Source organism: Agromyces fucosus (assembly GCF_004134865.1).
Classification (GTDB): Bacteria; Actinomycetota; Actinomycetes; order Actinomycetales; family Microbacteriaceae; genus Agromyces; species Agromyces fucosus.
On sequence record NZ_SDPO01000004.1, the window covers coordinates 517,357 to 543,552 of the forward strand.

At 70.5% G+C, this 26,196-nt stretch carries 24 protein-coding genes and 1 tRNA gene; 7 read left to right on the plus strand and 18 right to left on the minus strand.

Annotated elements, in window-relative coordinates; translation table 11 throughout:
* A complete protein-coding gene (locus tag ESP57_RS17865) occupies positions 1-567 on the minus strand; it encodes a LemA family protein (protein WP_056014716.1) in 567 nt (188 codons plus the stop codon).
* A 133-nt stretch (positions 568-700) separates the two neighbouring features.
* On the opposite strand from ESP57_RS17865, the gene ESP57_RS17870 reads away from it, so the two are divergent.
* The 3 genes from ESP57_RS17870 to ESP57_RS17880 are packed head-to-tail and all read left to right on the plus strand — an operon-like array spanning position 701 to position 2,889.
* The gene (locus ESP57_RS17870; protein ID WP_243648577.1) at positions 701-1,324 is read left to right on the plus strand and encodes a TetR/AcrR family transcriptional regulator; all 624 of its coding nucleotides are present in this window, start codon (positions 701-703) and stop codon (positions 1,322-1,324) included.
* Between the two features lie 54 nt (positions 1,325-1,378).
* Positions 1,379-2,158, plus strand: a complete 780-nt coding sequence (locus tag ESP57_RS17875) for an ABC transporter ATP-binding protein (RefSeq protein WP_129232435.1) — start codon at positions 1,379-1,381, stop codon at positions 2,156-2,158.
* On the plus strand, positions 2,155-2,889 hold the full coding sequence (locus tag ESP57_RS17880) for an ABC transporter permease (RefSeq protein WP_056014726.1): 735 nt from the start codon (positions 2,155-2,157) through the stop codon (positions 2,887-2,889). Before ESP57_RS17875 ends, ESP57_RS17880 begins: the two co-directional genes overlap by 4 nt.
* Before the next feature lie 63 nt (positions 2,890-2,952).
* Here the strand turns inward: ESP57_RS17880 and ESP57_RS17885 are convergent, their stop codons facing one another.
* Genes ESP57_RS17885 through ESP57_RS17900 form a run of 4 tightly spaced genes read right to left on the minus strand, consistent with a single transcriptional unit; the run spans position 2,953 to position 7,445 of the window.
* The gene (locus ESP57_RS17885) at positions 2,953-4,266 is read right to left on the minus strand and encodes a D-arabinono-1,4-lactone oxidase (RefSeq protein ID WP_129232436.1); all 1,314 of its coding nucleotides are present in this window, start codon (positions 4,264-4,266) and stop codon (positions 2,953-2,955) included.
* A 58-nt stretch (positions 4,267-4,324) separates the two neighbouring features.
* Positions 4,325-5,572 carry an amino acid deaminase/aldolase gene (locus ESP57_RS17890; RefSeq protein ID WP_129232437.1) on the minus strand — a complete coding sequence of 416 codons (1,248 nt, stop codon included), beginning with the start codon at positions 5,570-5,572 and terminating at the stop codon, positions 4,325-4,327.
* Positions 5,572-6,852 carry an MFS transporter gene (locus ESP57_RS17895; RefSeq protein WP_056014736.1) on the minus strand — a complete coding sequence of 427 codons (1,281 nt, stop codon included), beginning with the start codon at positions 6,850-6,852 and terminating at the stop codon, positions 5,572-5,574. The genes ESP57_RS17890 and ESP57_RS17895 overlap by 1 nt, the downstream gene beginning before the upstream one ends.
* Positions 6,849-7,445 carry a TetR/AcrR family transcriptional regulator gene (locus ESP57_RS17900; RefSeq protein WP_056014739.1) on the minus strand — a complete coding sequence of 199 codons (597 nt, stop codon included), beginning with the start codon at positions 7,443-7,445 and terminating at the stop codon, positions 6,849-6,851. Before ESP57_RS17900 ends, ESP57_RS17895 begins: the two co-directional genes overlap by 4 nt.
* Before the next feature lie 85 nt (positions 7,446-7,530).
* Here ESP57_RS17900 and ESP57_RS17905 point away from each other — a divergent pair, with 85 nt between their 5' ends.
* Together ESP57_RS17905 and ESP57_RS17910 are read left to right on the plus strand one after the other, a co-directional pair.
* Positions 7,531-8,457 (plus strand): Ppx/GppA phosphatase family protein, encoded by a 927-nt coding sequence (locus tag ESP57_RS17905; protein ID WP_115961842.1) that lies wholly within the window; start codon positions 7,531-7,533, stop codon positions 8,455-8,457.
* A 153-nt stretch (positions 8,458-8,610) separates the two neighbouring features.
* Positions 8,611-9,051: an iron chaperone gene (locus tag ESP57_RS17910; protein WP_129232438.1), complete on the plus strand. Its 441-nt coding sequence runs from the start codon at positions 8,611-8,613 to the stop codon at positions 9,049-9,051.
* 35 nt (positions 9,052-9,086) lie between these two features.
* On the opposite strand, the gene ESP57_RS17915 is transcribed toward ESP57_RS17910, so the two are convergent.
* From ESP57_RS17915 to ESP57_RS17970, 12 genes are all read right to left on the minus strand, one after another.
* Complete coding sequence (locus tag ESP57_RS17915) at positions 9,087-10,079, minus strand: ATP-grasp domain-containing protein (protein ID WP_115961839.1); 993 nt, start codon at positions 10,077-10,079, stop codon at positions 9,087-9,089.
* Positions 10,076-11,257 carry a peptidase MATCAP family protein gene (locus ESP57_RS17920; RefSeq protein ID WP_129232439.1) on the minus strand — a complete coding sequence of 394 codons (1,182 nt, stop codon included), beginning with the start codon at positions 11,255-11,257 and terminating at the stop codon, positions 10,076-10,078. The genes ESP57_RS17915 and ESP57_RS17920 overlap by 4 nt, the downstream gene beginning before the upstream one ends.
* A 62-nt stretch (positions 11,258-11,319) precedes the next feature.
* Positions 11,320-11,393 (minus strand) — tRNA-Leu (locus tag ESP57_RS17925).
* 53 nt (positions 11,394-11,446) lie between these two features.
* The gene (locus ESP57_RS17930; RefSeq protein ID WP_056014754.1) at positions 11,447-12,850 is read right to left on the minus strand and encodes an NAD(P)/FAD-dependent oxidoreductase; all 1,404 of its coding nucleotides are present in this window, start codon (positions 12,848-12,850) and stop codon (positions 11,447-11,449) included.
* Positions 12,851-12,899: 49 nt separating this feature from the next.
* Positions 12,900-14,234: a S8 family serine peptidase gene (locus ESP57_RS17935; protein ID WP_235507809.1), complete on the minus strand. Its 1,335-nt coding sequence runs from the start codon at positions 14,232-14,234 to the stop codon at positions 12,900-12,902.
* Positions 14,231-14,785: a DUF501 domain-containing protein gene (locus ESP57_RS17940; protein ID WP_115961833.1), complete on the minus strand. Its 555-nt coding sequence runs from the start codon at positions 14,783-14,785 to the stop codon at positions 14,231-14,233. The genes ESP57_RS17935 and ESP57_RS17940 overlap by 4 nt, the downstream gene beginning before the upstream one ends.
* Complete coding sequence (locus tag ESP57_RS18805) at positions 14,782-15,582, minus strand: FtsB family cell division protein (protein WP_243648578.1); 801 nt, start codon at positions 15,580-15,582, stop codon at positions 14,782-14,784. The genes ESP57_RS17940 and ESP57_RS18805 overlap by 4 nt, the downstream gene beginning before the upstream one ends.
* 77 nt (positions 15,583-15,659) lie before the next feature.
* Positions 15,660-16,940 (minus strand): phosphopyruvate hydratase, encoded by a 1,281-nt coding sequence (gene eno / locus ESP57_RS17950; RefSeq protein WP_115961830.1) that lies wholly within the window; start codon positions 16,938-16,940, stop codon positions 15,660-15,662.
* Positions 16,941-17,041: 101 nt separating this feature from the next.
* On the minus strand, positions 17,042-18,310 hold the full coding sequence (hisS, locus tag ESP57_RS17955) for a histidine--tRNA ligase (RefSeq protein WP_129232440.1): 1,269 nt from the start codon (positions 18,308-18,310) through the stop codon (positions 17,042-17,044).
* A gap of 58 nt (positions 18,311-18,368) precedes the next feature.
* A complete protein-coding gene (locus ESP57_RS17960) occupies positions 18,369-18,809 on the minus strand; it encodes a DUF6841 family protein (RefSeq protein ID WP_129232441.1) in 441 nt (146 codons plus the stop codon).
* 76 nt (positions 18,810-18,885) lie between these two features.
* The gene (locus ESP57_RS17965; protein WP_129232442.1) at positions 18,886-19,539 is read right to left on the minus strand and encodes a nucleoside triphosphate pyrophosphohydrolase; all 654 of its coding nucleotides are present in this window, start codon (positions 19,537-19,539) and stop codon (positions 18,886-18,888) included.
* Between the two features lie 62 nt (positions 19,540-19,601).
* On the minus strand, positions 19,602-20,306 hold the full coding sequence (locus tag ESP57_RS17970) for a LysE family transporter (RefSeq protein WP_243648579.1): 705 nt from the start codon (positions 20,304-20,306) through the stop codon (positions 19,602-19,604).
* A gap of 184 nt (positions 20,307-20,490) precedes the next feature.
* Here ESP57_RS17970 and ESP57_RS17975 point away from each other — a divergent pair, with 184 nt between their 5' ends.
* Entirely contained in the window at positions 20,491-21,690 is a 1,200-nt protein-coding gene (locus ESP57_RS17975) for a Na+/H+ antiporter NhaA (protein ID WP_129232444.1), read from the plus strand.
* Positions 21,691-21,949: 259 nt separating this feature from the next.
* Complete coding sequence (locus ESP57_RS17980) at positions 21,950-22,246, plus strand: hypothetical protein (protein ID WP_056014772.1); 297 nt, start codon at positions 21,950-21,952, stop codon at positions 22,244-22,246.
* A gap of 128 nt (positions 22,247-22,374) precedes the next feature.
* On the opposite strand, the gene mfd is transcribed toward ESP57_RS17980, so the two are convergent.
* A complete protein-coding gene (gene mfd, locus ESP57_RS17985; RefSeq protein ID WP_056014776.1) occupies positions 22,375-26,097 on the minus strand; it encodes a transcription-repair coupling factor in 3,723 nt (1,240 codons plus the stop codon).
* Positions 26,098-26,196 lie beyond the last annotated feature (99 nt).

Genomic DNA, 26,196 nt, shown 5'->3' on the forward strand with positions numbered 1-26,196 from the left:
TTAGAACTGCACGCGCGGAGGCTCGGCGATCGCCGCGGGCTCCGTGACCTCGAAGAAGTCGCGCTCGTGGAAGCCGAGGCTGCGCACGAACAGGGTGTTCGGGAAGACCTTGATCTTCGTGTTGAGCTCGCGCACGCCGCCGTTGTAGAACCGGCGCGAGGCCTGGATCTTGTCTTCGGTGTCGACGAGCTCGGACTGGAGCTGGAGGAAGTTCTGGCTCGCCTGCAGCTGCGGGTACGCCTCGGCGACCGCGAAGATCGACTTCAGCGCCTGCTGCATGTGGTTCTCGGCCGCACCGGCCTCGGCCGGGCCCTGCGCGGTCAACGTCTCGGCCCGCGCCCGGGTGACGGACTCGAAGACCGACTTCTCGTGCGCCGCGTAGCCCTTGACCGCCTCGATGAGGTTCGGGATGAGGTCGGCACGTCGCTTCAGCTGCACCGTGATGTCGCTCCACGCCTCGTCGACGCGCACGTTCAGCGTCACGAGCGAGTTGTACGTGGCCCAGAGGTAGATGCCGATGATCACCACGAGCGCGACGACGATGATGACGGGGATGAGCCATTCCATGGCACGGACTCCTAAGCGCTCTGAGCGACAGTTGCTGTGTCGTTTCAGTGTACCGAGCGAGCCTTCGGGTGAGCTGTGCTTCCCATGAGACTCGGAGGAACCGGAGAGCGATCTCCGGGCATAGGCTCAGGCTGTGACGGAGCACTCCGAACGCCGTCGGCGCGGCCGGCCCCGCGGCGCGAACGCAGGTGACACTCGTGCCCGCATCTTGGCTGCCGCGACCGCCGAATTCGCCGAGCACGGGTACGAGGCGGCCTCGATGCGTGCGATCGCTCGTCGCGCCCAGGTCGACCCCGCGCTCGTGCACCATTACTTCGACGGCAAGCAGGCGCTCGTCGCCGAGGTGGTCGAGGTGCCGCTGCGCCCGGAACGTGTCGTGCGCGAGGCACTCGCCGCTCCGATCGACGAGCTCGGCGGCCGCCTGGTGCGCGCGGTGCTCACGGCATGGGACTCCGGCGCCGTCCGCCCGGCCGCAGTCGCCGCGCTGCGCTCGGCGATCGGCCAGGGGCCGGTCGCCCGGATGCTCCGCGAGTTCCTCCGCCGCGAGATCATGCAGCGCATCGCCACCGCGCTGGGCGATGCCGACGACGCCGATCTCCGGGCCGAGCTCGCGGCGTCGCAGCTCGTCGGCGTCATCATGGTGCGGTACGTGCTCGAGTTCGAGCCCGTCGCCTCGGCCGACGTGGAGGAGCTCGTGTGGCGGGTCGGCCCTGCCGTGCAATGGCACCTGACGGGGAGTCCGGAAACGGGCGCCTGACCGGGAGTCCGGAAACGCTTGACAGCACGGCGCCATCGGCGAATGATTCAGCACATGATGAATAACTCGGATGCCGCGTCCGGCGCCGCGATCATCGTGCAGGACCTGACCGTCGTGCGGGGCGGCGCGCCCGTGCTCGACCGCCTCTCGCTCGCCGTGCCGCGCGGCCGCATCATCGGCCTGCTCGGCCCGAGCGGCAGCGGCAAGACGACCCTGATGCGCGCGATCGTGGGCGTGCAGGTCGTGAAGTCGGGCACGATCGAGGTGCTGGGCCTTCCGGCGGGCAGCAGGGCCCTCCGCACCCGCATGGGCTACGTCACCCAGCAGGCGAGCGTCTACGACGACCTCTCGGTGCGCCAGAACCTGGCCTACTTCCGACGCATCATCGGCGCACCGGCATCCGACATCGATCGCGTCATCGAACGCACGGAGCTCGGCCCGGTGGCCGGCCGGCTCGTCGGCTCGCTCTCGGGCGGGCAGCGCAGCCGGGTCTCGCTCGCGGCGGCGCTCCTCGGCGCGCCCGAGGTGCTCGTGCTCGACGAACCGACCGTCGGCCTCGACCCCGTGCTGCGCGTCGAACTCTGGGCGCTCTTCCGCAGCCTCGCCGACGACGGTGCCACGCTCCTCATCTCGAGCCACGTCATGGACGAGGCGAAGCGCTGCGACCGGCTGCTGCTGCTCCGCGACGGTGCGCTGCTCGCCGACGACACCGTGCAGGGCGTGCTCCAGGTCACCGCCACCGACGACGTGGAGCAGGCGTTCCTGCGACTCATCGAACGCGACGAACCCGATCTGCGCCCGACGAGGGAGACGAAGCGGAGGACGGAGCGATGAACCTCACCCGCACCTTCGCGACCGCCGGACGCGTGCTCGGCCAGATCCGCCACGATCACCGAACGGTGGCCCTGCTGCTCGTGGTGCCGAGCCTGCTCATCGGCCTGGTCGCGTGGATCTTCGTCGACACCGACTACTTCACCGACATCGGCCCCGCGATGATCGCGCTCTTCCCGTTCATCGTGATGTTCCTCGTCACGAGCATCTCGACGCTCAGGGAGCGCCGGAGCGGCACCCTCGAGCGACTGCTCTCGATGCCGATGGGCAAGGGCGACTTCATCCTCGGCTACGCCCTCGCGTTCGGCCTCCTCGCCGTGTTCCAGACCGCGATCGCCGTCTCCTTCGCCGTGTGGGTGTGCGGGCTCGAGATCGAGGGCTCGCTCTGGCTGCTCTTCGCCGTGGCCGTCGCCGATGCCCTGCTCGGCACCGCCCTCGGCCTGCTCGCGAGCGCGTTCGCCCGGTCGGAGTTCCAGGTCGTGCAGTTCATGCCGCTCATCGTCTTCCCGCAGATCCTCCTCGGCGGCATCTTCATCCCCCGCGACCAGCTGCCCGAGGGCCTCGAGGCGATCAGCGAGTGGCTGCCGCTGAGCTTCGCGATCGACGCCCTGCAGGCCGTCGCCGCCGATTCGGAGAGCGCCGAGTGGATCACGGCGAAGCTCCTCGTGATCGTCGCGTGGATCGTCGGATCCATCGTGCTCGGCTCGATCACGCTGCGTCGCCGCACGCCCTGAGGCTCCTGCACACACGACCGAGGGGCGGATGCCACGCGGCATCCGCCCCTCGTCGTCGCGTGCCTAGGCGCCGAGTACGCGGTCGAGGTACGGGTTCGCGAAACGGCGCTCGGGGTCGAGCTCGTCGCGCACGCGCAGGAACTCATCGAAGCGCGGGTAGACCTCGCGCAGCGACTCGGCGTCGCGCGAGTGCATCTTGCCCCAGTGCGGGCGGCCTCCGTAACCGCGCATGATCGCCTCGACCGCGGCGAAGTACTCGGTCGGGTCCTCCCGGTAGTAGCGGTGCACGGCGATGTAGCCCGACTCGCGGCCGTGTGCGGTCGAGAGCCAGTTGTCATCGGATGCCGCGGCCCGCACCTCGATCGGGAAGCTGATGCGCCAGCCCCTCCGCTCGATGAGCGCACGCACCTCGCGCATGGCGTCGGGCACGGCCGCGAGCGGCACCGCGTACTCCATCTCGCGGAACCGCACCGTGCGGTTCGTGACGTAGACCCGGGGCGAGAAGTCGGCGAAGTCGCGATCACCCGTGAGCTTCTCGACCTGACGCGCGAACGCCGGCACCACGCCGGGAGCGACCGTGCCGAGGGCGCAGACGCCGCGATAGGCGCCGTTCGCGAGGAGCTCGTCGTCGAGCCAGCGCGAGAGGCGCCCGAGCGGACGACGCGGAGCATCGCCCGGCAGGCGTGTGTTCGTCTTCGTCAGGGCCGCCTCGGTGTGCGGGAACCAGTAGAACTCGAAGTGGTCGGCGCCGCGCACCCGCTCCTCCCAGGCGTCGAGCACCTCGCCGAGCGGCTCTGGCTTCTCGACGGCGTGCAGCACGTAGCGCGGCACGAGCTGGAGCGTCACGTCGACGAGCACGCCGAGCGCGCCGAGGCCGAGGCGCACGGCGGGCAGTAGCTCGGGACGCTCGGTCTCGCTCACGGTGATGAGCTCGCCCGTGCCGGTCACGAGACGCGCGGCGACGATCTGCGTGGCGAGACCGCCGAACCCGAGGCCGGTGCCGTGCGTTCCCGTCGAGGTCGCGCCCGAGATCGTCTGGCGGTCGATGTCGCCCATGTTCGCGAGGGCGAGACCGTAGGGTGCGAGCAGCTCGGGCAGGTCGTGCAGCCTGGTGCCGGCGCCGAGCGTGACCCGGCCAGTCGCGACATCCGCATCGACGACGCCCGAGACGTCGGCCATGTCGAGCTGCACGCCCGGCGCGACCGCGATGCCGGTGAAGCTGTGGCCCGAGCCGACGGGCTTGATGGCCAGGCCGGATGCCGCGGCGGACGCGACCGCCCGCTGGACCGCCTCGGCCGTGGCCGGGCGCTCCACGCGAAGGGGCCGCACCGATTCCGTGCGACCCCAGTTGCGCCAGACGGCTCCTGTCGCGGTCATTGGAGCGCCTCCATGCCCACACGACCCGTACACATGTGCCAGCTGGCTCCCGGAACCGTCACAGGAACGCCTTCCCTTCTCCCCGATACGTCGGGATGGTGTCGACGACCTCGCCCGCATCGACCAGGGCGAACTCGTTCAGGTGCTCGGCCAGCTCGCCCGACTTCGTGTGACGCAGCCACACGCGGTCGCCGACCTTCATGCCGCGGGCGGCCGGCCCGCTCACGGGGCTCTGCACCTCGCCGGCCATTTCGCGGGACTCCATCACGAGCCCCTCGGGCCACACGATCTTCGGCAGCCGATCGGCGGCGGGCGGCCCCGAGGCGATCCAGCCGCCGCCGAGGATCGTGGCGTGCTCGCGGCTCGGGCGACGCACGATGTCGAGCGCCCATGCCGCGGCCGGCGCTGGCGTGAAGTGCTGGTAGCCGTCGAAGAGGTGTCCGCCGAAGATGCCGGAGCCCGCCGCGATCTCGGTCACGGACGTGTCGGCATGGGTCGCCTCGAGCGAACCGGTGCCGCCGCCGTTGACGAACTCGAGCTCCACGATCTCGCGCACGGCGGCCACGGCGCGCCCGCGACGCTCACGCAGCTCGGGCATCGAGCGCGACTGCATCCAGCGGTTGACGGCGCCGTCGACCGGGCGCCCGGCGGGCTGGTTCACGACGCCCGCGATCTGGGCCTCGTAGGCCATCATGCCCACGAGTTCGAAGCCGGGGCGCTTCACGATGTACGCGGCGAGCGCGGCGGCGTCTTCGGGCGCGTGCACGGGCGAGCGACGCACGCCCAGGTGGCCGAGGAGCGGCGCGTTCCACGAGGCGTCGAGTTCGAGGCACACGCGGATGGGTGCTCGCTTGCCGGGCGGCAGCACCGCGTCGACGAGGTCGAGCTGGGCCGGGGAGTCGACCATGAGGGTCACCCGCTTCGCGAGCTCGGCATCGCTCGCGAGACGGCGGATCGACGCGCGCTCGGCGGTCGGGTAGCCGACCACGACGTCGTCGACCGTCTCGGCGAGCCACAGCGCCTCGGCGAGCGTGTAGGCGAGCACGCCGTGGTAGCCGGGCATCTCGAGGAGCGCCTCGACGATGCCGCGCACGCGGAGCGACTTCGAGGCCACGCGGATCGGCGTGCCGTTCGCGCGCCGCAGCATGTCGAGGGCGTTGTGCCGCAGCGCCCCGAGGTGCAGTGCACCGACGGGGGCGTCGAGGTGTGCGGTGGCGGCGGTCAGCGACGGCCAGTACCTCTCGGGCCGCAGCCAGTCGGCGGCATCCGACACCGGTGACCCGGTCTTGCGCAGGTCGATCGTCATCAGCGCACGCTCCGCACACGAGCGACGGCGAATGCACCGGCGAACGAGAAGGCGGCGCCGAGGAGGAAGACCAGCATGAACGAGCCCGAGACCACGACGGCCGCGGCTCCGATCATCGGCGCGATGGCCTGCGGCACCGCCGAGGCGATGTTCATGATGCCCAGGTCTTTGCCGCGCGACGCGGCGTCGGGCAGCACCTGCGTCGCGAGCGCCTGGTCGACGGAGAGGAAGCAGCCGTAGCCGAGGCCGAGGAGCCCGGCACCCACCATCGCGACCGTGAGGTCGGGGAACAGGCCGAGCATGAGGGCCGCGACGCCCTGCAGGCCGGAGGCGATGAAGACGAAGAGCTTCCGGCGGCCGAGCTTGTCGGAGAGCTTGCCGAGGATGAGGGAGGCGAGGATCACGAACACCATGTAGATGAGCGTGAGCACGATCAGGTCGTCCTCGGCGTTCTCGTCCTTCAGCTGGAACATCAGGAAGTAGAGCAGCAGGCTCGTGCCGAGCGCGTTGCCGACGGAGACGAGCACGCGGCTCAGCAGGGTCCAGCCGAAGTCGGGGTGCTTGCGCGGGCTGATCCAGAAGCCGCTGAGGATGCCCTTGGCCGTGACGCGCACGCGCTCGGTCGGGGCGAGCGGCTGGTCGGCCCGGAAGAGGAACGGCACCGCCAGCACGACGAGGATCACCGCGAGCAGGATGTACCCGAGCGAGGCGTCGGTGACGAGTTCGGTGACGAGCACGAGCCCGACGATGATGCCGACCGCCTGGGGCGCCGACATCCAGCCCGAGACGAAGCCGCGCTGGTTCACGGGCACCTGGTCGGAGATGGTGGCGGTGAGCGCGGCGGTCATGATGCAGAAGCCGACGGATGCCGCGACCCACGTCGCCCCGATCGCCCAGATCTCGGTCTGCTGGCCGAGCGTCACGAGCGAGAGGCCGAAGACGACGGCGCCGATCGCGATCCACGGGCGTCGACGGCCGAAGCGCGACGTCGTGCGGTCGGAGAGCGCCCCCGTCAGCGGATACGCGATGATCGTCGCGATGGCGGCGATGCCCGAGATGATGCCGAACGCGACGACGCTGTCGACCCAGTTGTCGGGCTTGAGCTGCGCGTCGATCTGCGCGGGCAGCAGCAACTGCACAGGCGTGAGCTGCGCCATCCAGATGCCGAGCCAGACCGTCGCGAACGAGGCGATCCAGCCGGCGGAGACCCGGCGGACCGGCTCCCCCAGGGCGGCGGTCGTGGGCTGCGCCTGGTGTGGCGCGGAATCGAGGCTCGTCATCGGGGCTCGGCCATTCTCGAAAGGGCGTCGGCGGCCGCGTGTGCGACCGCGCGTGCGACGTCGTCGTCGCGGGTGACGAGCCACGTGAGGGTGAGCCCGTCGGTGAAGGCGATGAGCACCCGGGCGACCTGCTCGACGGGCGTGGTCCAGACGACCCCTGCGAGCTCGGCGGCGGCCGCGAGGGAGCGAGCGCCGAGCTCGGTGTAGCGGGCGTACTGGGCGACGGCGAGCGGATGGCGATCGGGCGAGCGCAGCGCGTACTGCGTGAGTTCGAGCATCGCCTGCTCGTGCTCGGGGTCGGCGCGGAGGTGGTCGAAGTAGCGCAGCAGCCCGGCCTCGAGCATGTCGCGGATGTCGTGCCCCTGGAGATCGTCGGGCAGCACCGCCTCCTGCTCGCGGGCGACGACCGTCGTGATGAGTTCGTCGATGAGCTCGTCGCGCGAGTCGAACGCGTAGTGGAAGCTCGCGAGCGACATGCCGGCCTCGGCGACGATCGCACGGGTGGTGGCATGGGCGATTCCGCGCTGGGACACGACACGGAGTGCCGCCTGCACGAGCGCGGCGCGCCGTTCTGAAGCGGGGATGCGGGCCATGCGACTCCTTCGACACCATCGACGACTGAAGTGGGACGATCGTCCCAGTCGCATCAGTATGCACGAAAACCGTTACGCTCGCAGCATGCGCCTCGGAGTTCTCGACGTCGGTTCCAACACGGTGCACTTGCTGGTCGTCGAAGCGCACCCCGGCGCACGCCCCATACCGACAGCCTCGCACAAGTCGGTGCTGCGGCTCATGCGCTACCTCGAGCCCGACGGGGCCATCAGCGAGGAGGGCGTCGCCGCCATCGTCGCCGCGGTCGGCGGAGCGGCATCCGCAGCGCGAGAGGCCGGCATCGAGGAGCTGCTCGCGTTCGCGACCTCGGCCATCCGCGAGGCGGCGAACGGCGAAGACGTGCTCGACCTCGTCGAACGCGACACCGGCGTGCGGCTGCAGGTGCTCTCGGGCGACGACGAGTCGCGGCTCACCTACCTCGCCGTGCGCCGGTGGTACGGCTGGTCGGCCGGGCGCCTGCTGCTCTTCGACATCGGCGGCGGCTCGCTCGAGATCGCGCAGGGCATCGACGAGGTACCGGATGTCGCGCGGTCGCTGCCCCTCGGCGCGGGGCGCTCGACCATCTCGTTCCTGCCCGACGACCCGCCCTCCCTCGAACAGGTCGCGCGCCTGCGCGCCCATGCGCGCGAGGTGCTCGCCGAGGCCGTCGAGCCGTTCAAGGCCCTGCCGTCGCCGAACCACGTCGTCGGCTCGTCGAAGACCATCCGCTCGCTCGCCCGGCTCGCCGGGAGCGTCGAAGACGGCTTCGGCGACACCGAGCGCAGCATCCTGACCCGCGACGGCCTCGACGACTGGACTCCGCGGCTCGCGCGCATCCCCGCCGACGCGCGGCCGGCGCTGCCCGGCATCACGGCCGACCGCACGTTCCAGATCGTGGCGGGCGCCGTCGTGCTCTCCGAGACCATGCGCGCCTTCGGCGTCGACGAGCTCGAGGTGTCGCCGTGGGCGCTCCGCGAGGGGCTCATCCTCCGGCGCCTCGACCGGCTGAGCTGACGCCGGAGCGACCCGATGTGCCGGCACGCTGCACTCCGACACGCTGGACATCGATCAGGAATGGAGAAGCGCGAGGCATTCGCCCCCGCTTAGCCTGACATCGACGGCCCGCCACGCGGCGGCGACGATGAGGATCCGAGGAAGGACCACGAGATGGCGAAGGCAGATACGTCCCAAGGACTGAGCAAGGAAGAGCGCGACGCCGTCAGGCAGCGCGCGAAGGAACTCCGCGACCAGGAGAAGGCCGGCAAGAACCGGGCGGCCGGCGACAAGGCGGTGCTCGACGCCATCGCCGAGATGGAGCCCGCGGACAAGTCGCTCGCCGAGGGCCTCTACAAGGTCGTCACCGAGGTCGCACCCGACCTCGTGCCGAAGACGTATTACGGGATGCCGGGCTTCGCGAACGCCGAGGGCAAGATCGTCGTCTTCATCCAGGCCGCCGCGAAGTTCAAGACCCGCTACGCGACCATCGGCTTCGAGGATCGGGCGAATCTCGACGACGGCGACCTGTGGCCCATCGGTTTCGCGGTGCGCAACTGGACACCCGCGGTCGAGGCGAAGGTCACCGAGATCGTGCGCAAGGCCGTCAGCTGACGTGACCGCGCGAGCCTCCACGAGCCGCATGCGGCTCAGGGGCTCGCGCGGCGCTCCAGGGCCTCGATGACGGTCTCGGCGATGTCGAGGTCGTAGAGCCGCTCGACGCTCTGGAACCCGCCGGGACTCTCCGCGTTGATCTCCACCACGTGGCCGCCGATCACGTCGATGCCCACGAGGAACATGCCGTCGGCGACGAGCTTGGCGCCCATGGCCTCGACGATGCCGAGCTCGACCTCGCCGATCTCGAGCGGCACCGACCGACCGCCGGTGCTGATGTTGGCGCGCGGGTCGTTGCCGGTGGGCACGCGCCGGAAGGCGGCCGGCCTGCCGTCGCGCTCGAGGATGCGGCCTTCGAGCAGGAAGATCCGGGCGTCGCCGTCCTCGGCTCCGTCGATGAACTCCTGGATGATGGCGTAGCCGTCCTGCAGGACCGCCTCCGTCATCTGCGCGAGGTTGGTCTCCCCCGGGCCGTCGATCATGAAGACGTTGCGTCCCTTGGCCCCGTACAGCGGTTTGACGACGCAGTGGCCGACCTCGTCCACGAACCGCTCGATCGCCTGCTTGTTCCGTGTCACGAGCGACCGGGGCCTGACCGTCTCGGGGAACTCCTCCAGGTAGAGCTTGCTGGTCGCGCGATGCAGGGTGTCCGGGTCGTTCACCACCGTCACGCCTCGCTCCGCGAGCATCTGTCCGAACACCACGCCCATCGGGCTGGCCCAGGGACGCTCCTGCAGGTCGTCGATCGACTCGTTGCGCAGGACGAGCGCATCCAGGTCGTCCATCACGATCCGCTCGGCGTCGCGCGCCTTGATGCGCTTCATGAAGCTCGCGAGGGTGTCGTCGCTCTCCCACCTCGCAGCGCGAGCCATGGCCGCGAAGAGTCCGTCGCTGCTGCCGAGCTCGAGGTCTCCGACGCCGATGTACCAGGTCTCGTGGCCTCCCCTGGCTGCGGCCCTGGCGAGTCGCGTGGTCGTGTACTCGTCGACCTCGGTATCGACGTCGTTGACGAGGAATGCCAGTCTCATGCCGCCACGTCTCCCTCGTAGAGGTCGGTCACCTGCGCGCCCGCGCGCAGTTTCTCCAGGCGCTCCCGTGCACCGGGCACGTCGAGCCAGCGCGGCCGAACCCACGGTGGGTGGAGCACCTCGCGGTCGAGCAGGTCCTGCACCAGGGGGATGTGGTCGAGCGCGAGCTTTCCCACGAGCAGCACGTCGAGCGTGCTGCCCTCAGCCAGGGCGTCGATGATGCGCGTGATGCCCCGCAGGTAGATCGCGTCCTTCACCGAGCCCCCTCCGACGACGACCCGGATGGCGATCGACCACGCGGTGCGCGCCGGGATGCGATGGTCGGCTCGCAGCGACTCGAAGATCTCGACGAAGCCTGCACCCTCGAGCATCTTGCCGACGGCGACCACTCGCGCCGCGAGCACGCGCAGCCGCCGCGGGTCCAACCCGCCGGTCAGGTACTCGGCGAGCACGGCGAGGCCCTCCTGCGTCTCGTCGTAGCCGGGCAGGCCGATGGTCAACAGCTTCAGCGGCTGCCGGGCACCGTTCTGGAAGGTGACGACGTGGGTGCCGACCTCGTGGTGGAGCAGCGCTTCGACCCGGTCGGCCCGGAAGGCGGCGGACTCCGGGATGAGCAGGCTCCCGAACGACACCATCAGCTCGGAGACGTCGTCCCGCACCTCGACACGAACAGGGAAGTCGGGGTACACGGCGCGGTAGCGCTCGAACTCCGCACGGGCGGCGTCGGCGAAAGCCCCGGCCGTGACGGTCTGGGTGCTGGGCGCCTGCGGGGGGATCGTCTCGAGCAGCTCCTCCGCCGCAGCCGCCAGCGGAGGGGCCACGGTTCCGTACAGCTGGAGCGAGCCGTAGAGGAACCGTGACGTGTCGCGGTCCTCCAGCGCGGTGATCTGCCGGGCGATCTCGTCCCGCTTCGCCCGGAAGAGCGTGTGCAGCGCCGGATCGTCGACGTTCTCGACCTCGAGGTCGTACAGGTCCCGCTGCGCCAGGTCGGGGTCGAAGTCCAACGGTCGCAGCCGCAGCGTCGGGGCCGTGCCGAAGTCGCTGCGTTCGAAGTCCGCCCACGCCTCGGCGGCATTGAGGGGCGTGGTGTTGACGAGCAGGTTCACCCGTCGCTCGATCTCGGTGAGTCGGGCGTCGATGTCGAGCGCGGGTGCCAGCCGCTCCGGGTATGACGACATGTCACGAAGATACCAACGCGTGCCGGTGGTTCCCACCCCCTTGCGCGGCCGAGCTTCTTCGGTGCTCCCGCTGGGATTCGAACCCAGACTGAGGCGAGTTTAAGTCGCCTGCCTCTGCCGATTGGGCTACGGGAGCGCGGCGCCGCCCCGAAGGGCGACGCCGCGTCACAGCCTAGTCAGGGGACGTCGCTACTTGGCGGCGACGGCCTCCTGCTTCGCCGGCTTCTCCGACTTCGCGGGTGAGGCAGCGGGCGCGGGCGCCTCGACGGCCGGCGGCTTCGGACGAGCGGCGAACAGCTCGAACTGGGCGCGCGGCTGCTGAACGGCGCTCAGCGAGACGATGTCGCGGCCGAGCCAGAAGTTGTTCCACCAGCCCCAGAAGACGCGGAACTTGCGTTCCCAGCTGGGCATCGCCAGACCGTGGTAGCCGCGGTGCGCGAACCAGGCCGGGAGGCCCTTGATCGCGAGCTTGCCCGACTGGAAGACGCCCGAGCCGACGCCGAGGCCGGCGACCGCACCCAGGTTCTTGTGGAAGTACTGCTTCGGCTCCTCGCCGCGCAGGACCGCGACGATGTTCTTCGCGAGCAGCTTGCCCTGACGCACGGCGTGCTGCGCGTTCGGCACGCAGTAGCCGCCGACGCCGCCGCCGGTGAGGTCGGGGACGGCGGCGATGTCGCCGGCGGCCCAGGCGTCGGCCACGAAGTCGTCGTCGTCGCCGACGCGCAGGTCGGCACGGGTCTTGATGCGGCCGCGCTCCTCGACGGGGAGGTCGCTCGAACGCACGATCGCCGGGTTCGCCATGACACCGGCGGTCCAGACGATGAGGTCGGTCTCGAAGCTCTCACCGGTCGACAGCTCGATGACGCCGTCGACCGCGCTCGTGAGCTGCGTGTCGAGGTGGATCTCGGCGCCGCGCTGAGCGAGGTGCTTGATGACCCAGTGGCTCGTCTCGAGCGACACCTCGGGCATGATGCGACCCATGGCCTCGATGAGGTGGAAGTGCGTCTCGTCGAACGTGAGCTGCGGGTAGTACTCGAGCAGCGAGCTCGCGAACGAGCGGAGCTCGGCGAACACCTCGATGCCGGCGAAGCCGCCGCCGACGACCACGAAGGTGAGCAGGCGCTCACGCTCGGGGCCCGGGGGGAGGTTCGAGGCCTTGTCGAAGTTCGTGAGCACGCGGTCGCGGATCGCGACGGCCTCTTCGACCGACTTCAGGCCGATCGCGTTGTCGGCGATGCCCGGGATCGGGAAGGTGCGCGACACGGCGCCGCCGGTGACCACGACGACGTCGTAGTCGAACTGCCACGGCTCACCGAGTTCGGGCGTGATCGTCGCGGTCTTGGCCGCGTGATCGATGTGCGTGACCTTCGCGGTCACCACGTTGGTCTTCTTCAGGTGGCGACGCTGCGCGACCACCGAGTGGCGGGGCTCGATCGACCCTGCAGCGACCTCGGGAAGGAAGGGCTGGTACGTCATGTACGGCAGCGGGTCGACGATCGTGACCTCTGCCTCGCCGGCGCGCAACCACTTCTCGAGCTTCCACGCCGTGTAGAACCCCGCATAGCCACCGCCGACGATGAGAATCTTGGGCACGGTGAATGGACTCCTCAGTTTTGGGACGTGCGGGCTGATTTGCGTGCGATCACTGCTCGCGAATGCGGACAGTCCGCTTGGTATGCCGAGTGGCGCCGATGCCCAACAGCGCTGCTAGCGTACCAAACCCTGCGACCAGTGAGAGCGGCACCGTGATGTAGGCCAGCGTCCACTGGGTCGGAAGGAGCGTCTGCGCACCGTCGGATCGAGGCAACGGCGGGTCGGCGATCGGCACGATGGGCTGGTCGACGCTGCTGCCCTCATCGGGCGCCTCGACCTCGGCACGCCGATGCAGCGTGATCCAGTCGGCCAGGCTGCCGAGCGGATTCTCGTCCACCTTCGGGACATTCGACTCGAGCGCGGCCACCGGATCGATGAGGCCGTACCCGTAGAGGGCACTCGGCACCGTCTGGCCGTTGGGGTCTGCCGTCGTGATGAGTCGGTTGATGACGTTCGCCGCGTCGAGGTCGGGGTATTCGGAGCGGATCAGCGCGACGAGGCCGGTCACGATCGGGGCGGCACCGCTCGTGCCGTCCCACTGCACGTGGCTGCCGTCGGGCAGCACGCCGACGAGGTCTTCGCTGGGTGCGGCCACCGCGATCGTGATGCCCTGCGAACTCGCGTCGAGGCTCGCGTTCTTGGCCTTGTCGACACCGGCGACGGTCAGCACGCCGGGAATCGTGGCGGGCGCCCCGACCTGGCTCGTGCCGCTGCCCCGGTTGCCCGCGGCCGCGACGATGACGACATCGTGGTCGAAGGCGTACATGAACGCGTCGTCCCAGCTCTCGGGCCAATCGGGGGTGTTGCGCGTGAGCGACATATTGATGACGTCGGCGCCGTTGTCGACCGCCCATCGCACCGCCTCGGCGATCTGGTCGTCGTTCGACTTCGCAGCGCCCGTGTCCTGGCCGAATGCCACCGAGACCGTGAGCAGGTCGGCCTCGGGCGCCGTGCCGATGACCCCGCTGCCCTCCCCCGTGCCGCGACCGGCGAGCAAGCCCGCGACCATGGTGCCGTGGGTGTCGTCGTCCCCGACGGGCGTCTGGCCGTCGGGGGTGCCGAGGCCCGAGACATCCGTGCCGCCGACGACGGTGCCGCGGAGCTCGGCGACGTTGCCGTTGACGCCCGTGTCGATGACGGCGACCGTGACGCCGTCGCCCTTCGTGGTGTTCCACGCCGTCGTGAAGCCGTAGTCGGCGAGCCAGTACTCGTAGTCGCGCACGAGGTCGGCTCGCGCGGCCCCGGCTCCCGCGAGCGCGAGCATCGTCGCCGCCGCGAGCGTCGCGGTGGCGCGCACGACGAACGCCAGCGGGCGGCGGGCGCGACCGGATCGCCCGGAACGCGAGGCGCGTTCGGAGCGGTGCGGGCGCGTCGACGGGTTCACTCGATGGGCTCCTCGGCGGTCTCGAGCGAGGGCGCCTCGTCGACGCCGTAGTCGGGACAGCGGCAGACGTCGGGCGACCAGGTCGAGCGCTCGAGCGCGATGTCGCCCATCGGGTTCACCCCGGGGCCGGCGGCGAGCGAATGCGCGACGAGCGCGTGCAGGCACTTCACGCGCGTGGGCATGCCGCCCGCGGAGATTCCGGCGAGCTCGGGCACGACGGCGATCGACTCGCGGTCGGCGAGGTAGTCGCGATGGGCGCGGCCGTAGGCCTCGGCGACGTCGGCGTCGGCAGCCAGGAGTTCGGTGCACTCGACCATGAGCTGGGCGGCCTCGAGGAACGACATCGCGGCGGTCGCCGTCGGGTGCGAGAGGTAGTAGAAGGTCGGGAACGGCGTGCCGTCGGTCAGGCGCGGCGCCGTGGCGACGACCGTGGGAGCGCCGCACACGCAGCGCGCCGCGATGCCGACGACGTCGCGCGCCGGGCGTCCGAGCTGCGCCGAGACGATGCGCACGTCGCGCTCGCTCACCGGTTCGAAGGGCGGGCGGGTCATCGGGTCTCCTCGGCGGGTGGGGCGGCGGGCGGCGGGGTCGTGGGATCGGTGGCCGGGTCGGTCGGCGGCACCGCGTCGGGGGCGAGGCCCGCGGTGAACACCGAGTCGAGCAGGGTGGTCATCCAGTCGCCCTTCGATTCGGTCACGTCGGCCGAGACCTCGGCCGTGGCATCCGCCTTCGCCGCTGCCGTTCGGTCGTCGATGACGAGGTAGCTCACCTCGCCCGGCATCACGTAGTACAGGCGCTCGCGCGCCTGGGTCACGATGAACGTGTCGTCGTTCCAGCGCTCGCGCTCGGCGCGCAGGCGCTGGACCTCCTCCTCCTGTGCGGAGACGGCGGCGCGGAGCTCGGCGATCTGCTGCCGCTGCTGTGCGAACGCCGCGATCGTCGGCGCGAGCACCACGACGGCGAGCACGAGTACTCCCATCATGATGAGGGAGAAACCTGAGAATCGGATGCCGCTGAGCCAGCCCGAACGGGCGGCGGCGCCCTGCTGGTCGGGACTCCGACCGGCCGCGGGCGCCGAGGGCTTCCTGCCCGTGCCGGAGGCGACCTTCGCGGATGCACTCGGCTTCGCCGAGGACGCCTTCGCGGAGGACGCCTTCGCGGAGGTCGACTTCGCGGAGGTCGACTTCGCGGAGGTCGACTTCGCGGAGGTCGACTTCGCGGTGTCCGGCTTCGCGGTCGACGCCTTCGAGCCGGCGGCAGGCGTCGCGCCGCGCTTCGCAGCGGGCTTCGGGGTGGGCACGGTCGGACGCTTGGGAACGCGGCCGGAGCGACCGGTGTCGTCTCGCATCGCCCCTCCTCGTCATGCCACCCGGATACGCGTGACGGGGGCGGCCACTCGGCCGCCCCCGTCACATGCGATGCTGCTCAGGCCGTGTAGCGGGGGAACGCCGTGCGGCCGGCGTACACCGCGGCCTCACCGAGTTCCTCTTCGATCCTCAGAAGCTGATTGTACTTGGCGACCCGCTCGCTCCGGGCGGGCGCGCCCGTCTTGATCTGACCGCAGTCGGTCGCGACGGCGAGGTCGGCGATCGTCGTGTCCTCGGTCTCACCAGAACGGTGCGACATGACGGCGGTGTAGCCCGAGCGCTGCGCGAGGGTCACGGCGTCGAGGGTCTCGGTCAGGGTGCCGATCTGGTTCACCTTGACGAGGATCGAGTTGCCGGTCTTCTTCGCGATGCCCTCGGCGAGGCGCTTCGGGTTGGTGACGAAGAGGTCGTCGCCGACGAGCTGCAGCTTCGTGCCGAGCTCGGCGGTGAGGGCGGCCCATCCGTCCCAGTCGGACTCGTCGAGCGGGTCCTCGATCGACACGAGCGGGTACGCGGCGGCGAGCTCGGCGTAGTACGCGTTCATCTCGGCCGACGTGCGGTCCTTGCCCTCGAACTTGTAGACGCCGTTCTCGTAGAACTCGCTCGCCGCGACATCGAGGCCGAGCGCGAGGTCGGTGCCGAGCGTGAAGCCGGCCTTCTCGATCGCCTCGGAGATGAAGTCGAGCGCCGCGCGGTTGTGCGCGAAGTCGGGAGCGAAGCCGCCCTCGTCGCCGAGGCCGGTCGAGAGGCCCTTGGCCTTCAGCAGGCTCTTCAGCGCGTGGTAGGTCTCGACGCCCCAGCGGAGCCCCTCGGAGTAGCTCGGCGCGCCGATCGGCAGCACCATGAACTCCTGGATGTCGACGCCGGTGTCGGCGTGCGCACCGCCGTTGATGATGTTCATCATCGGCACGGGCAGCACGTGGGCGTTCGGGCCGCCGAGGTAGCGGAAGAGCGGCAGGTCGGCCGAGTCGGCCGCGGCCTTCGCGACCGCGAGGCTCACGCCGAGGATGGCGTTGGCGCCGAGCCGGCTCTTGTTGTCGGTGCCGTCGGCCTCGATGAGGGCGGCGTCGACGAGGCGCTGGTCGGCGGCGTCGAGGTCTTCGATGGCGGGGCCGAGGTCGTCGAGCACGGCGTCGACGGCCTTCTGCACGCCCTTGCCGAGGTAGCGGTCGTTGTCGCCGTCGCGCAGCTCGTACGCCTCGAAGGCACCGGTCGATGCGCCCGAGGGCACCGCGGCGCGGGCCAGCGAGCCGTCGTCGAGCAGCACCTCGACCTCGACGGTCGGGTTGCCGCGCGAGTCGAGAATCTCGCGTGCGCCTACAGCTTCGATGATTGCCACAGTGAACTCCTCTGTGATGGGTGGGTATGCAGCGGATGACCCCGTCGTGATCCGCCAGCCAGTCTAGAGGTCGAGGATGTCTCGTGCTTGCGGCGCGAGAGCTACTCGCCCAGCTCGCGGAACGCGAGCGACGCGGCATCCGTCGTCTCGGCGCCGACCTGCGCGAAGGCGTCGAATCCGTCGGCGGTCACCCGGTCGAGCAGGGCGCGCAGGTTCTTCACGCGGCGCTCGAGACGCACACGAGCACCGGATGCCACGAGCTCCTGCTTCAGCGCGAGCAGGCGCCCGGCCGGGACATCCGCGTCGTAGACGAGCACGACCGCGCGCGGGCGCTCCTCGTCGCGCACGGCGAGCAGGTCGACGATGCGCTCGAAGCCGATCGAGAAGCCGCACGCGGGCACCTCCTGGCCGAGGAAGCGGCCGATCATGCCGTCGTACCGGCCGCCGCCGCCGAGCGAGTAGCCGTAGTCGGGGTGCGCGATCTCGAAGATCGTGCCCGTGTAGTAGCCCATGCCGCGCACGAGGGTGGGATCGAACTCGATGGCCGCGTCGGGCAGCGCTGCGCGCAGCGCGAGCAGGTCGGCGTAGGCGTCGCGGTCGAGCCAGCTCGGCGGCGGAACGACGCCGTCGGCGAGGTGCCAGTCGGCATTCGTGAGCGCCTCGAGCTCGGCCGCGACATCCGCATCGCCCGTGACGATGCCGAGCTCGGCGAGCTCGGCCGCTACTCCCCCGGTGCCGATCTTGTCGAGCTTGTCGATCGTGATGAGTGCTCGCTCGCGCAGTTCGTCGGGCACGCCCCACGAGCCGAGGATGCCGGCGAGGATGCGCCGGTCGTTGAGACGGACCGTGCACCCCGAGAGGCCGAGCGCGTCGAGCGTCGCGACGGTCGCGGTGAGCAGTTCGAGCTCGGCGAGCGAGCCCGCCTCGCCGATGATGTCGATGTCGCACTGCACGAACTGGCGGTAACGGCCCTTCTGCGGGCGCTCGGCGCGCCACACCGGCGCGATCTGGATCGAGCGGAACACGGGCGGGAGCGCAGCCCGGTGCGTCGCGTAGAACCGGGCGAGCGGCACCGTGAGGTCGTAGCGCAAGCCGAGGTCGGCGAGCGAGAGCGCGTCGCCGGATGCCGCGGCTCGCGCGAGGTCGTCGGCGCTGAGTGCGCGCTTCATGACGGCGAAGGCGAGCTTCTCGTTGTCGCCGCCGAGACCGGCGTGGAGGCGCGACGAGTCCTCCATCACGGGCGTCTCGATCTCGTCGAAGCCGTGCGCCGCGTACACCCCGCGGATCACGCCGAGTGCGTGCTCGCGACGGGCCTTCTCGGCCGGGAGGAAGTCGCGCATGCCGCGCGGAGGGGTGACGGATGCAGCCATGGCGACCATTCTTCCAGCACGCGGGCGTCGGCCACTGCGCTTGAGGCGACGGGTCGGCTCAGCCTGCGTCGAGCTCGATCCCCTTCGCCGCCGCCGCCCTCCGCAGCGCGTCGGCCTCGTCGATGCCGACCGCGACGTAGATGCGGAGCCCGTCGGCATCGTCGCGCACGAGGTACTCGACGTCGCTCGTGACGATCAGCTCGTCGTCCGCGTCGAGGTAGCTCCAGCGCACGCGCACCAGCGACAGCACGTCGGTGAGCGAGCTCACCGCCCGCAGCTCGGGCACGATCCCCGCGAAGCCGAGCCGGCGATAGAGCGGATACGACGACGAGAGCCCGGCCGCCATGTCGGCGCGGCTCTCGAGCGCGCCCGCGAAGTCGTCGGTGATCACCATGCCCGGCAGCCCCCAGAGCCGCGCGGTGGCATCGGCGTCGAAGTCGCGCTGCGCCTCGCCGTACGCGTCGAAGAACTCCTCGAGCCGCCAGTCCTCGATGCCCATGCGTCCTCCCTCGGGAGTCGGGTTCCGTCCGACGGTACGCCTGCGCCGAGGCATCCGCGAGCGTCGCGTCGGCGCGTCAGCCGGTGCGCGACGCCTCGGCGCCGCGCACCTCATCCTCGAGGGCGCGCACGGCGGTGCGCAATGCCCGTTCGGCGTCGAGGCCCTGCGAACGGGCGGATGCCACGAGGCCGAGCAACTGTCGGCCGAGCTCGTCCTCCGTCGCGGGCGAGGCGAGCGCCGAGGCATCCGTCACGCCCACCTTCTCGGCCTTGCCGAGCACCTTCTGCGCGAGCGCGAGCGCCGGCATGCCGCGCGGGATGCCGTCGAGCACGCTCGTGCGGTGCGGCTTCTCATCGGCCTTCAGGTCGTCCCAGAAGGCGACCACGTCGGCTGCGGTCTCGGCCTCTCGATCGCCGAAGACATGCGGATGCCGCGACACCATCTTGGCCGTCATGTGACGGGCGACGTCGTCGATGTCGAAGCGCTCGCCGTCGGTATGGGCGGCGAGGTCGGCGTGGAAGAGCACTTGGTAGAGCACGTCGCCGAGCTCCTCGATCATCTCTTCGCGACTGCCCGACTCGATCGCGTCGATGAGTTCCCAGCTCTCCTCCACGAGGTACTGCACGAGGCTCTCGTGGGTCTGGTCCGCATCCCATGGGCACCCGCCCGGTGCACGGAGGAGAGCCACCGTGTCGATGAGTTCGTCCAGTCCGGGGTGCGCTGCGCTCATACCGGCAGCCTAGGTGGCGTCGGTCGGAAACGCGTCGTTCGGATCGGCCCTCCGAGCGGGCCTCAGTGCACGACGGCGAGGAGCACGCCCACCCCGATGAACAGCGATCCGAAGACGCTGTTCAGCACGCGCTGGCCGCGCACCGAACGGGTGAACCTCCGCAGGCCGTGCGCCGCCACCGCGAAGAAGCCCCACATCACGATCACGTCGACCACCACGACCGTCAGCCCGACGATCAGGTATTGCGGCAGGAGCGGCAGCTCGGGACGGATGAACTGCGGCAGGAAGGCGAGGAAGAAGACGATCGCCTTCGGATTCAGGAGATTCACCCAGAGGCCCCTGCGGAACATCGACCAGCGCGACTCCGCGCTCCCGGCTGGCGCCTGCCGCGCGTCATCCGGTTCGCCTTCGTTCGTGTCGACGCCGTCGGCGTCGCCCTCGCCGTCCTCCGCGCGGCCGTCGTCAGCGGCGGCCGGCGGCTGCGGCTTCGCGAGCAGTTGCCGGATGCCGAGGTACACGAGGTACGCGGCTCCCGCGTACCGGATCACCTCGAACGCGATGGGCGACCCCGCGACGAGGACGCCGAGGCCGGCGGCGACGATCAGGATGTGCACGATGAGGGCGGCCTGCTGGCCGAGGATGCCCCAGATCGAGCGCCGGAAGCCCACGTTCAGGGAGTTGCCCATCGTGTTGATCGCGCCCGCGCCCGGGGTGAAGCTGATGACGAAGCACGCGGCGAGGAGCGTCGCCCAGAGCGAGAGTTGCACCGCACCAGCGTAGGCGTGGAGGGCCCAGCGCAGGCGCGCCGCCCGGGTGGAATGCCCGTCGCCCGTAGACTGCCACGAGGAGCGCCGGGAAGTCTGGTCGGCCGACGGGAGACCGTCGTCACTGTTCCGCCTTGTCGCACGCGCTTCCCACGCAGCTCGTGCACGCGACTTCCAGGAGTCCGATATGAACTTCCTCCGCTCCGAGCGATGGGCCGCCGCCCTCCTCCTCATCGCCGCCGTGCTGGGCCTCCTGGTCGCGAACCTCTCGTTCGGGCCGGCGCTCATCGACCTCAAGAACGAGCACATCGACCTGCCCTGGCTCGGCCTCGACCTCTCGACCGGCCACTGGATCAGCGACGGACTGCTCGCGATCTTCTTCTTCATCGTCGCGGTCGAGCTGAAGCGCGAACTCGTCATCGGCGAGCTCAACAGCCTGTCGAAGGCCCTGCTGCCGGCGATCGCCGCGGTCGGCGGGGTCGTCGTGCCCGCCCTCATCTTCTTCGCCTTCACGGCCGGCACCGAGACGGTCGACGGATGGCCCATCCCCACCGCGACCGACATCGCCTTCGCCCTCGGGGTGCTCGCGATGTTCGGCACTTGGATCCCGACACGAGTGCGGGTGTTCCTCCTCGCCCTCGCCGTGCTCGACGACCTCATCGCGATCCTGATCATCGCCTTCTTCTTCACCGCCGACGCCGACCTCGCCTCGCTCGGCTTCGCGGGCATCGCCATCGCCCTGTTCGGCGCCGTGAGCCGCATCATGAAGCCGCGCTCGGCGTGGATCCTCTCGCGAAAGCCGCAGTGGCCGATCGTGGTCGTGCTGATCGTGCTCGGCGTGCTCGCGTGGTACTTCGTCTACCAGTCGGGGGTGCACGCGACGATCGCGGGCGTAGCCCTCGGCCTCGTCATGGCCCGCCGTCCCGGCGGGCGGGCGGTGCACACCCTCGAGCCGTGGTCGAACGGCGTGATCCTGCCGCTCTTCGCGTTCTCGGCGGCGATGGTCGCCGTGCCGCAGGTGCAGCCGAGCGAGCTCGACCCCGCGTTCTGGGGCATCCTCATCGGGCTGCCGGTCGGCAAGATCGTGGGCATCATGCTCGCGGGCGGCCTCGGTGCGCTCGTCGTGCGTCGGCGAACGGGCACCCCGCTGACGCTCGGCGACCTCTTCGTCATCGGTGCGCTCGGCGGCATCGGCTTCACGGTGTCGCTGCTCATGAACGAGTTGGCGTTCGTCGGGCTGCCCGAGGTCGCCGACGAGGGCACCCTCGCCGTGCTGCTCGGCTCGGGCATCGCGATCGTCGTCTCGGCGATCGTCGTGAGTCTGCGCTCGCGCCACTACAAGCGGCACGGCGGCCACGCCGGCGTCGGCGGGGCGTTCTCGCGCTGAGCCGACCCGCGCTCGCACGGACATCTGCGCAATCTCGGAGCCATCCGACGGTTCGGGTCCGAAGCTGTGCGGATCTCCGATCGTGTGGCAGACCGTGGCCTGTGGCCTGTGGCCTGTGGCGGACCGTGGCCTGTGGTGGACCGTGGCCTGTGGCCCGTGGCCTGTGGCCTGTGGCCTGTGGCCTGTGGCCTGTGGCCTGTGGCGGACCGTGGCCTGTGGTGGGTGAGCGGGGGGCGGGGCGATGCACCAGACTGGATGGATGAGCGACCGCACGCCCGCCGCCCGATTCCTTCGCGCCGAGCTGCACGAGATCCGCCGTCGCGGGCTCGGCAAGGCGTGGCACGCCGCACTGCTCATCGCGGGCGAGGCGACGGGTCTCGGTGGGCCGTCGGTCGCCGATCTCGTCGTGCTGCGCACGAGTACCGATGCTCCGGTGATCCGCACGCGCGCCGGATCGCTCGACGAGGCCGATGCCCTGCTGCGGGCGATCAACACCGACCTCGAGCAGATGTCGGTCGAGGAGTTCCTCGCCGAGTGGGGCCACCTGAAGGTCTAGCCGACGGCCCTGTCGAGCTGCTTCACCACGATCTCGGAGCTCTGCGCAGGTTCGGATCCGCGGGCGGCTCGGATCCGAGATCGCGCCGATCTCCGATCCTGTGGCGGCAGCCGGACGCCACGGCGGAGTCAGCTGCCAGGAGCGGCGGTGGACGCCTGCCCCGCGGCATCCGTCGCCGGAGCCTCGGGAATCGGGAAGATCGCGATGATGAGTCGCGACACCCAGTCGATGAGGTCGGCGTCGCTCGGCAGCTCGCCGTTCGTGACGGGGAACGGCACGAGGATCACGTCGTTCTGGGCGAAGTGCTTGGCGCCCGGGTACATGCGCTCGAGGCGCACGCGGCGCGAGTCGGGGATGTTCGCGGGCGCGATGCGGAGCTTCGATCCGGTCGCGATGACGTCGGAGAGGCCTGCCCGCTGCGCCTCGCGGCGGAGCCGGGAGATCGCCACGAGGTGCTTGACCTGCTCGGGCGGCTCGCCGTAGCGGTCGACGAGTTCGTCGACGACCTGGTCGATCTGGCCGTCCTTCGCGGCCGGACCGCTCGCGGCCGACAGTTTCTGGTAGGCCTCGAGCCGCAGCCGCTCGGAGTCGACGTAGTCCTCGGGGATGTGCGCATCGACGGGCAGCTCGAGCCGCAGCTCGGTCTGACCGGTGGCGACGTCGCCGCGGAACGCCGAGACGGCCTCGCCGATCATGCGGAGGTAGAGGTCGAAGCCGACGCCCGCGATGTGGCCCGCCTGCTCGGCGCCGAGCAGGTTGCCCGCGCCGCGGATCTCGAGGTCTTTCAGGGCGACCTGCATGCCGCTGCCGAGCTCGTTGTTGGCGGCGATCGTCGAGAGCCGGTCGTGCGCGGTCTCGGAGAGCGGCTTCGCCGGGTCGTAGAGGAAGTAGCCGTAGGCGCGCTCGCGGCCTCGACCGACCCGACCGCGCAGCTGGTGCAGCTGGCTGAGCCCGTACTTGTCGGCCCGGTCGATGATGATCGTGTTCGCATTCGTGATGTCGAGGCCGGTCTCGATGATGGTCGTCGAGACCAACACGTCGAACTTGCGCTCCCAGAAGTCGTTCACGATCTGCTCGAGCACGTGCTCGTTGAGCTGTCCGTGGGCGACGGCGATGCGCGCCTCCGGCACGAGCTCGGCGAGCTGCGCCGCGACCCGGTTGATCGACGACACCCGGTTGTGCACGAAGAACACCTGGCCCTCGCGGAGCATCTCGCGACGGATCGCCGCGGCCACCTGCTGGTCGGAGTACGGCCCCACGAAGGTGAGGATGGGGTGACGGTCTTCGGGCGGGGTCGCGAGCGTCGACATCTCGCGGATGCCGGTGACCGCCATCTCGAGCGATCGCGGGATCGGCGTCGCGCTCATCGCGAGGATGTCGACGTTGGTCTTCAGCTTCTTCAGCGCGTCCTTGTGCTCGACGCCGAATCGCTGCTCCTCGTCGATGATGACGAGGCCGACGTCTTTGAACGTCACCTTCTCGGTGAGGATGCGGTGCGTGCCGATGACCATGTCGACGGTGCCGTCGGCGAGCCCGGCGATCGTGTCGCGCGCCTCCTTGTCGGACTGGAACCGGCTGAGGGCGCGCACGTGCACGGGGAAGCCCGCGTAGCGCTCGGTGAACGTCTCGAGGTGCTGCTTGACGAGGAGCGTCGTCGGCACGAGCATCGCGACCTGCTTGCCCTCCTGGATCGCCTTGAAGGCGGCGCGCACCGCGACCTCGGTCTTGCCGAAGCCGACGTCGCCGGCGAGCAGGCGGTCCATCGGGATCGACCGTTCCATGTCGGCCTTGACCTCGTCGATCGTCTGCAGCTGGTCGGGCGTCTCGGTGAACGGGAACGCCTCCTCGAGCTCGTGCTGCCATGGGGTGTCGGGGCCGAACGCGTGACCCTTCGACGCCATGCGGGCCGAGTAGAGCTTCACGAGCGAGACGGCGATGTCGCGCACGGCCTTGCGCGCCTTGCCCTTGGCCTGCGCCCAGTCGCTGCCGCCCATCTTGGAGAGCGACGGCGCCTCGCCGCCCACATACCGCGAGAGCAGGTCGAGCTGGTCGGTCGGCACGAAGAGCCGGTCTCCCGCGTGCCCGCGCTTCGACGGCGCGTACTCGATGACGAGGTACTCGCGCACCGCGGTCGGTTGCTGCTGGATGCCCGCGGTGCGGCTCGGACCGGTCGGCCGCGCGCCCGTCGCGACCTCGCGCTGCACCATCTCGATGAACTTGCCGATGCCGTGCGTCTGGTGCACGACGAAGTCGCCGGCCTTCAGCTGCAGCGGGTCGACGACGTTGCGGCGCCGGCTCGCGAGCTTCTTGCCCTGGCGTGCGTCGTAGCCGGCGGCACGGCCGTAGAACTCGGACTCGGCGAGCAGCCCGAGCTTGACCCCCGGCACCTCGTAGCCGTGAGCGGCGTCGGCCTGCACGAGGTATGCGACACCGGGTTCGAGTTCGGCGGGCACGTCGTCGACGAGCCGGGCCGCGAGGCCGGCCTCGGCGAGCACGTCGCGTGCGCGCTCGACGAGGCCGTGACCGGCGGATGCCACGACGAGCGTCCACCCGTCGCGCAGGCGCTCGGCGGCGTGGTCGACGGCCCCGGCCACGTTGCCCTGGAAGCTCGGCATCGCGTTGGCGACGACTCGCACGGTCGTGGTGGCGCTCGTCAGCTGCGACTCGGCCTCCCCGCCGGCTGCGCCTCCGCCGGCCGCGGCGACGACCTCGGCGGCGTCGCCCATGTCGAAGCCCGAGAAGTTCCACCACACGCGCTGCGGATCGGGCTGGCCCGGGGTGCTGAACAGCACGGCGTCGCGAAGCTCGCGCACGGTCAGGAAGTCGCCCGCCGCGAGGTCGATCGGGGCGGCGGCCCCGGCGGTCGCGGCATTCCACGCGGCGGCGAGGAACTCCCGGTTCGTCTCGCCGAGGTTGACGGCCCGACCGGCCACCCGCTCGGGCTCGAGCACGGCGACGGCGGCGCCCTGCGGCAGGTAGTGCGCGAGCGGCACCAGTCGTTCGAGCAGGGCGGGCGCGAGCGACTCCATGCCCTCGACGGGAATGCCCTCGGAGACCTTCTCGAGGAGGCCCGCGAGGCTCGGGAACTCGTGCACCATCTCGCGTGCGCGCTGCCGCACCGGCTCGGTGAGCAGCAGCTCGCGGCTCGGCGGGAGCGACACGCGCTCGACGACATCGGGCAGCGAACGCTGGTCGGCGACCGAGAACGCACGGAGTTCTTCGACCTCGTCGCCGAAGAACTCGACGCGCACGGGGTGGTCGGCCGTGGGCGGGAAGACGTCGAGGATGCCGCCGCGCACCGCGAACTCACCGCGTCGCGCCACCATGTCGACTCGCGCATATGCGAGGTCGACGAGTCGCACCGCGAGTTCGGCGAGGTTGTAGCCGCGCCCGCCGGCGACGAGTTCGACGGGGTCGAGCGACGCGAGATTGTCGGCGAGGGGCTGCAGCGCCGCTCGCACCGACGCGACGACGACGAGCGGATGCCGCGACCCCTCTGCCGCCCAATCGTGCATGCGCCTGATGGCATGGAGACGGCGACCCACCGTCTCGGCCGAGGGGCTCAGCCGCTCGTGCGGCAGGGTCTCCCAGGCGGGGAACTCGATGAGCTCGGCGTCGGGGAGGTACGGCGCGAGTGAGGCTCGCAGCGACTCGCCCTCGCGACTCGTCGCGGTGACGGCGAGCAGGGCCGGCGGCAGGCCGGCGTCGGCTCGGCGCTGGAGCAGGCCCGCGATCAGCGGGGCGTCGAGGCCCGCGGGTGCCGAGAAGTCTGCGTTCCGCTGGGCTTCGGCGAGTGCCGCATCGATGGTTTCGGCACGCGAAAGCGCCGTGAGAAAGCCCTGGAGGTTCACCCGTCGAGTCTACGCGGCGCATCCGACACCCCTCCCACGGGTTGCAGAACCGCGCCGCGTCGGTGCCGGCCGATACGATGGGCGCCGCAGTCGAAACGC

What these genes read in the sequence shown, in the direction of transcription:
- ESP57_RS17865 (WP_056014716.1), bottom strand. Translation starts at nt 567, where the DNA reads ATGGAATGGCTCATCCCCGTCATCATCGTCGTCGCGCTCGTGGTGATC.
- ESP57_RS17875 (WP_129232435.1), top strand. Translation starts at nt 1,379, where the DNA reads ATGATGAATAACTCGGATGCCGCGTCCGGCGCCGCGATCATCGTGCAG.
- ESP57_RS17880 (WP_056014726.1), top strand. Translation starts at nt 2,155, where the DNA reads ATGAACCTCACCCGCACCTTCGCGACCGCCGGACGCGTGCTCGGCCAG.
- ESP57_RS17885 (WP_129232436.1), bottom strand. Translation starts at nt 4,266, where the DNA reads ATGACCGCGACAGGAGCCGTCTGGCGCAACTGGGGTCGCACGGAATCG.
- ESP57_RS17890 (WP_129232437.1), bottom strand. Translation starts at nt 5,572, where the DNA reads ATGACGATCGACCTGCGCAAGACCGGGTCACCGGTGTCGGATGCCGCC.
- ESP57_RS17895 (WP_056014736.1), bottom strand. Translation starts at nt 6,852, where the DNA reads ATGACGAGCCTCGATTCCGCGCCACACCAGGCGCAGCCCACGACCGCC.
- ESP57_RS17900 (WP_056014739.1), bottom strand. Translation starts at nt 7,445, where the DNA reads ATGGCCCGCATCCCCGCTTCAGAACGGCGCGCCGCGCTCGTGCAGGCG.
- ESP57_RS17905 (WP_115961842.1), top strand. Translation starts at nt 7,531, where the DNA reads ATGCGCCTCGGAGTTCTCGACGTCGGTTCCAACACGGTGCACTTGCTG.
- ESP57_RS17910 (WP_129232438.1), top strand. Translation starts at nt 8,611, where the DNA reads ATGGCGAAGGCAGATACGTCCCAAGGACTGAGCAAGGAAGAGCGCGAC.
- ESP57_RS17915 (WP_115961839.1), bottom strand. Translation starts at nt 10,079, where the DNA reads ATGAGACTGGCATTCCTCGTCAACGACGTCGATACCGAGGTCGACGAG.
- ESP57_RS17920 (WP_129232439.1), bottom strand. Translation starts at nt 11,257, where the DNA reads ATGTCGTCATACCCGGAGCGGCTGGCACCCGCGCTCGACATCGACGCC.
- ESP57_RS17940 (WP_115961833.1), bottom strand. Translation starts at nt 14,785, where the DNA reads ATGACCCGCCCGCCCTTCGAACCGGTGAGCGAGCGCGACGTGCGCATC.
- ESP57_RS18805 (WP_243648578.1), bottom strand. Translation starts at nt 15,582, where the DNA reads ATGCGAGACGACACCGGTCGCTCCGGCCGCGTTCCCAAGCGTCCGACC.
- hisS (WP_129232440.1), bottom strand. Translation starts at nt 18,310, where the DNA reads ATGGCTGCATCCGTCACCCCTCCGCGCGGCATGCGCGACTTCCTCCCG.
- ESP57_RS17960 (WP_129232441.1), bottom strand. Translation starts at nt 18,809, where the DNA reads ATGGGCATCGAGGACTGGCGGCTCGAGGAGTTCTTCGACGCGTACGGC.
- ESP57_RS17965 (WP_129232442.1), bottom strand. Translation starts at nt 19,539, where the DNA reads ATGAGCGCAGCGCACCCCGGACTGGACGAACTCATCGACACGGTGGCT.
- ESP57_RS17975 (WP_129232444.1), top strand. Translation starts at nt 20,491, where the DNA reads ATGAACTTCCTCCGCTCCGAGCGATGGGCCGCCGCCCTCCTCCTCATC.
- ESP57_RS17980 (WP_056014772.1), top strand. Translation starts at nt 21,950, where the DNA reads ATGAGCGACCGCACGCCCGCCGCCCGATTCCTTCGCGCCGAGCTGCAC.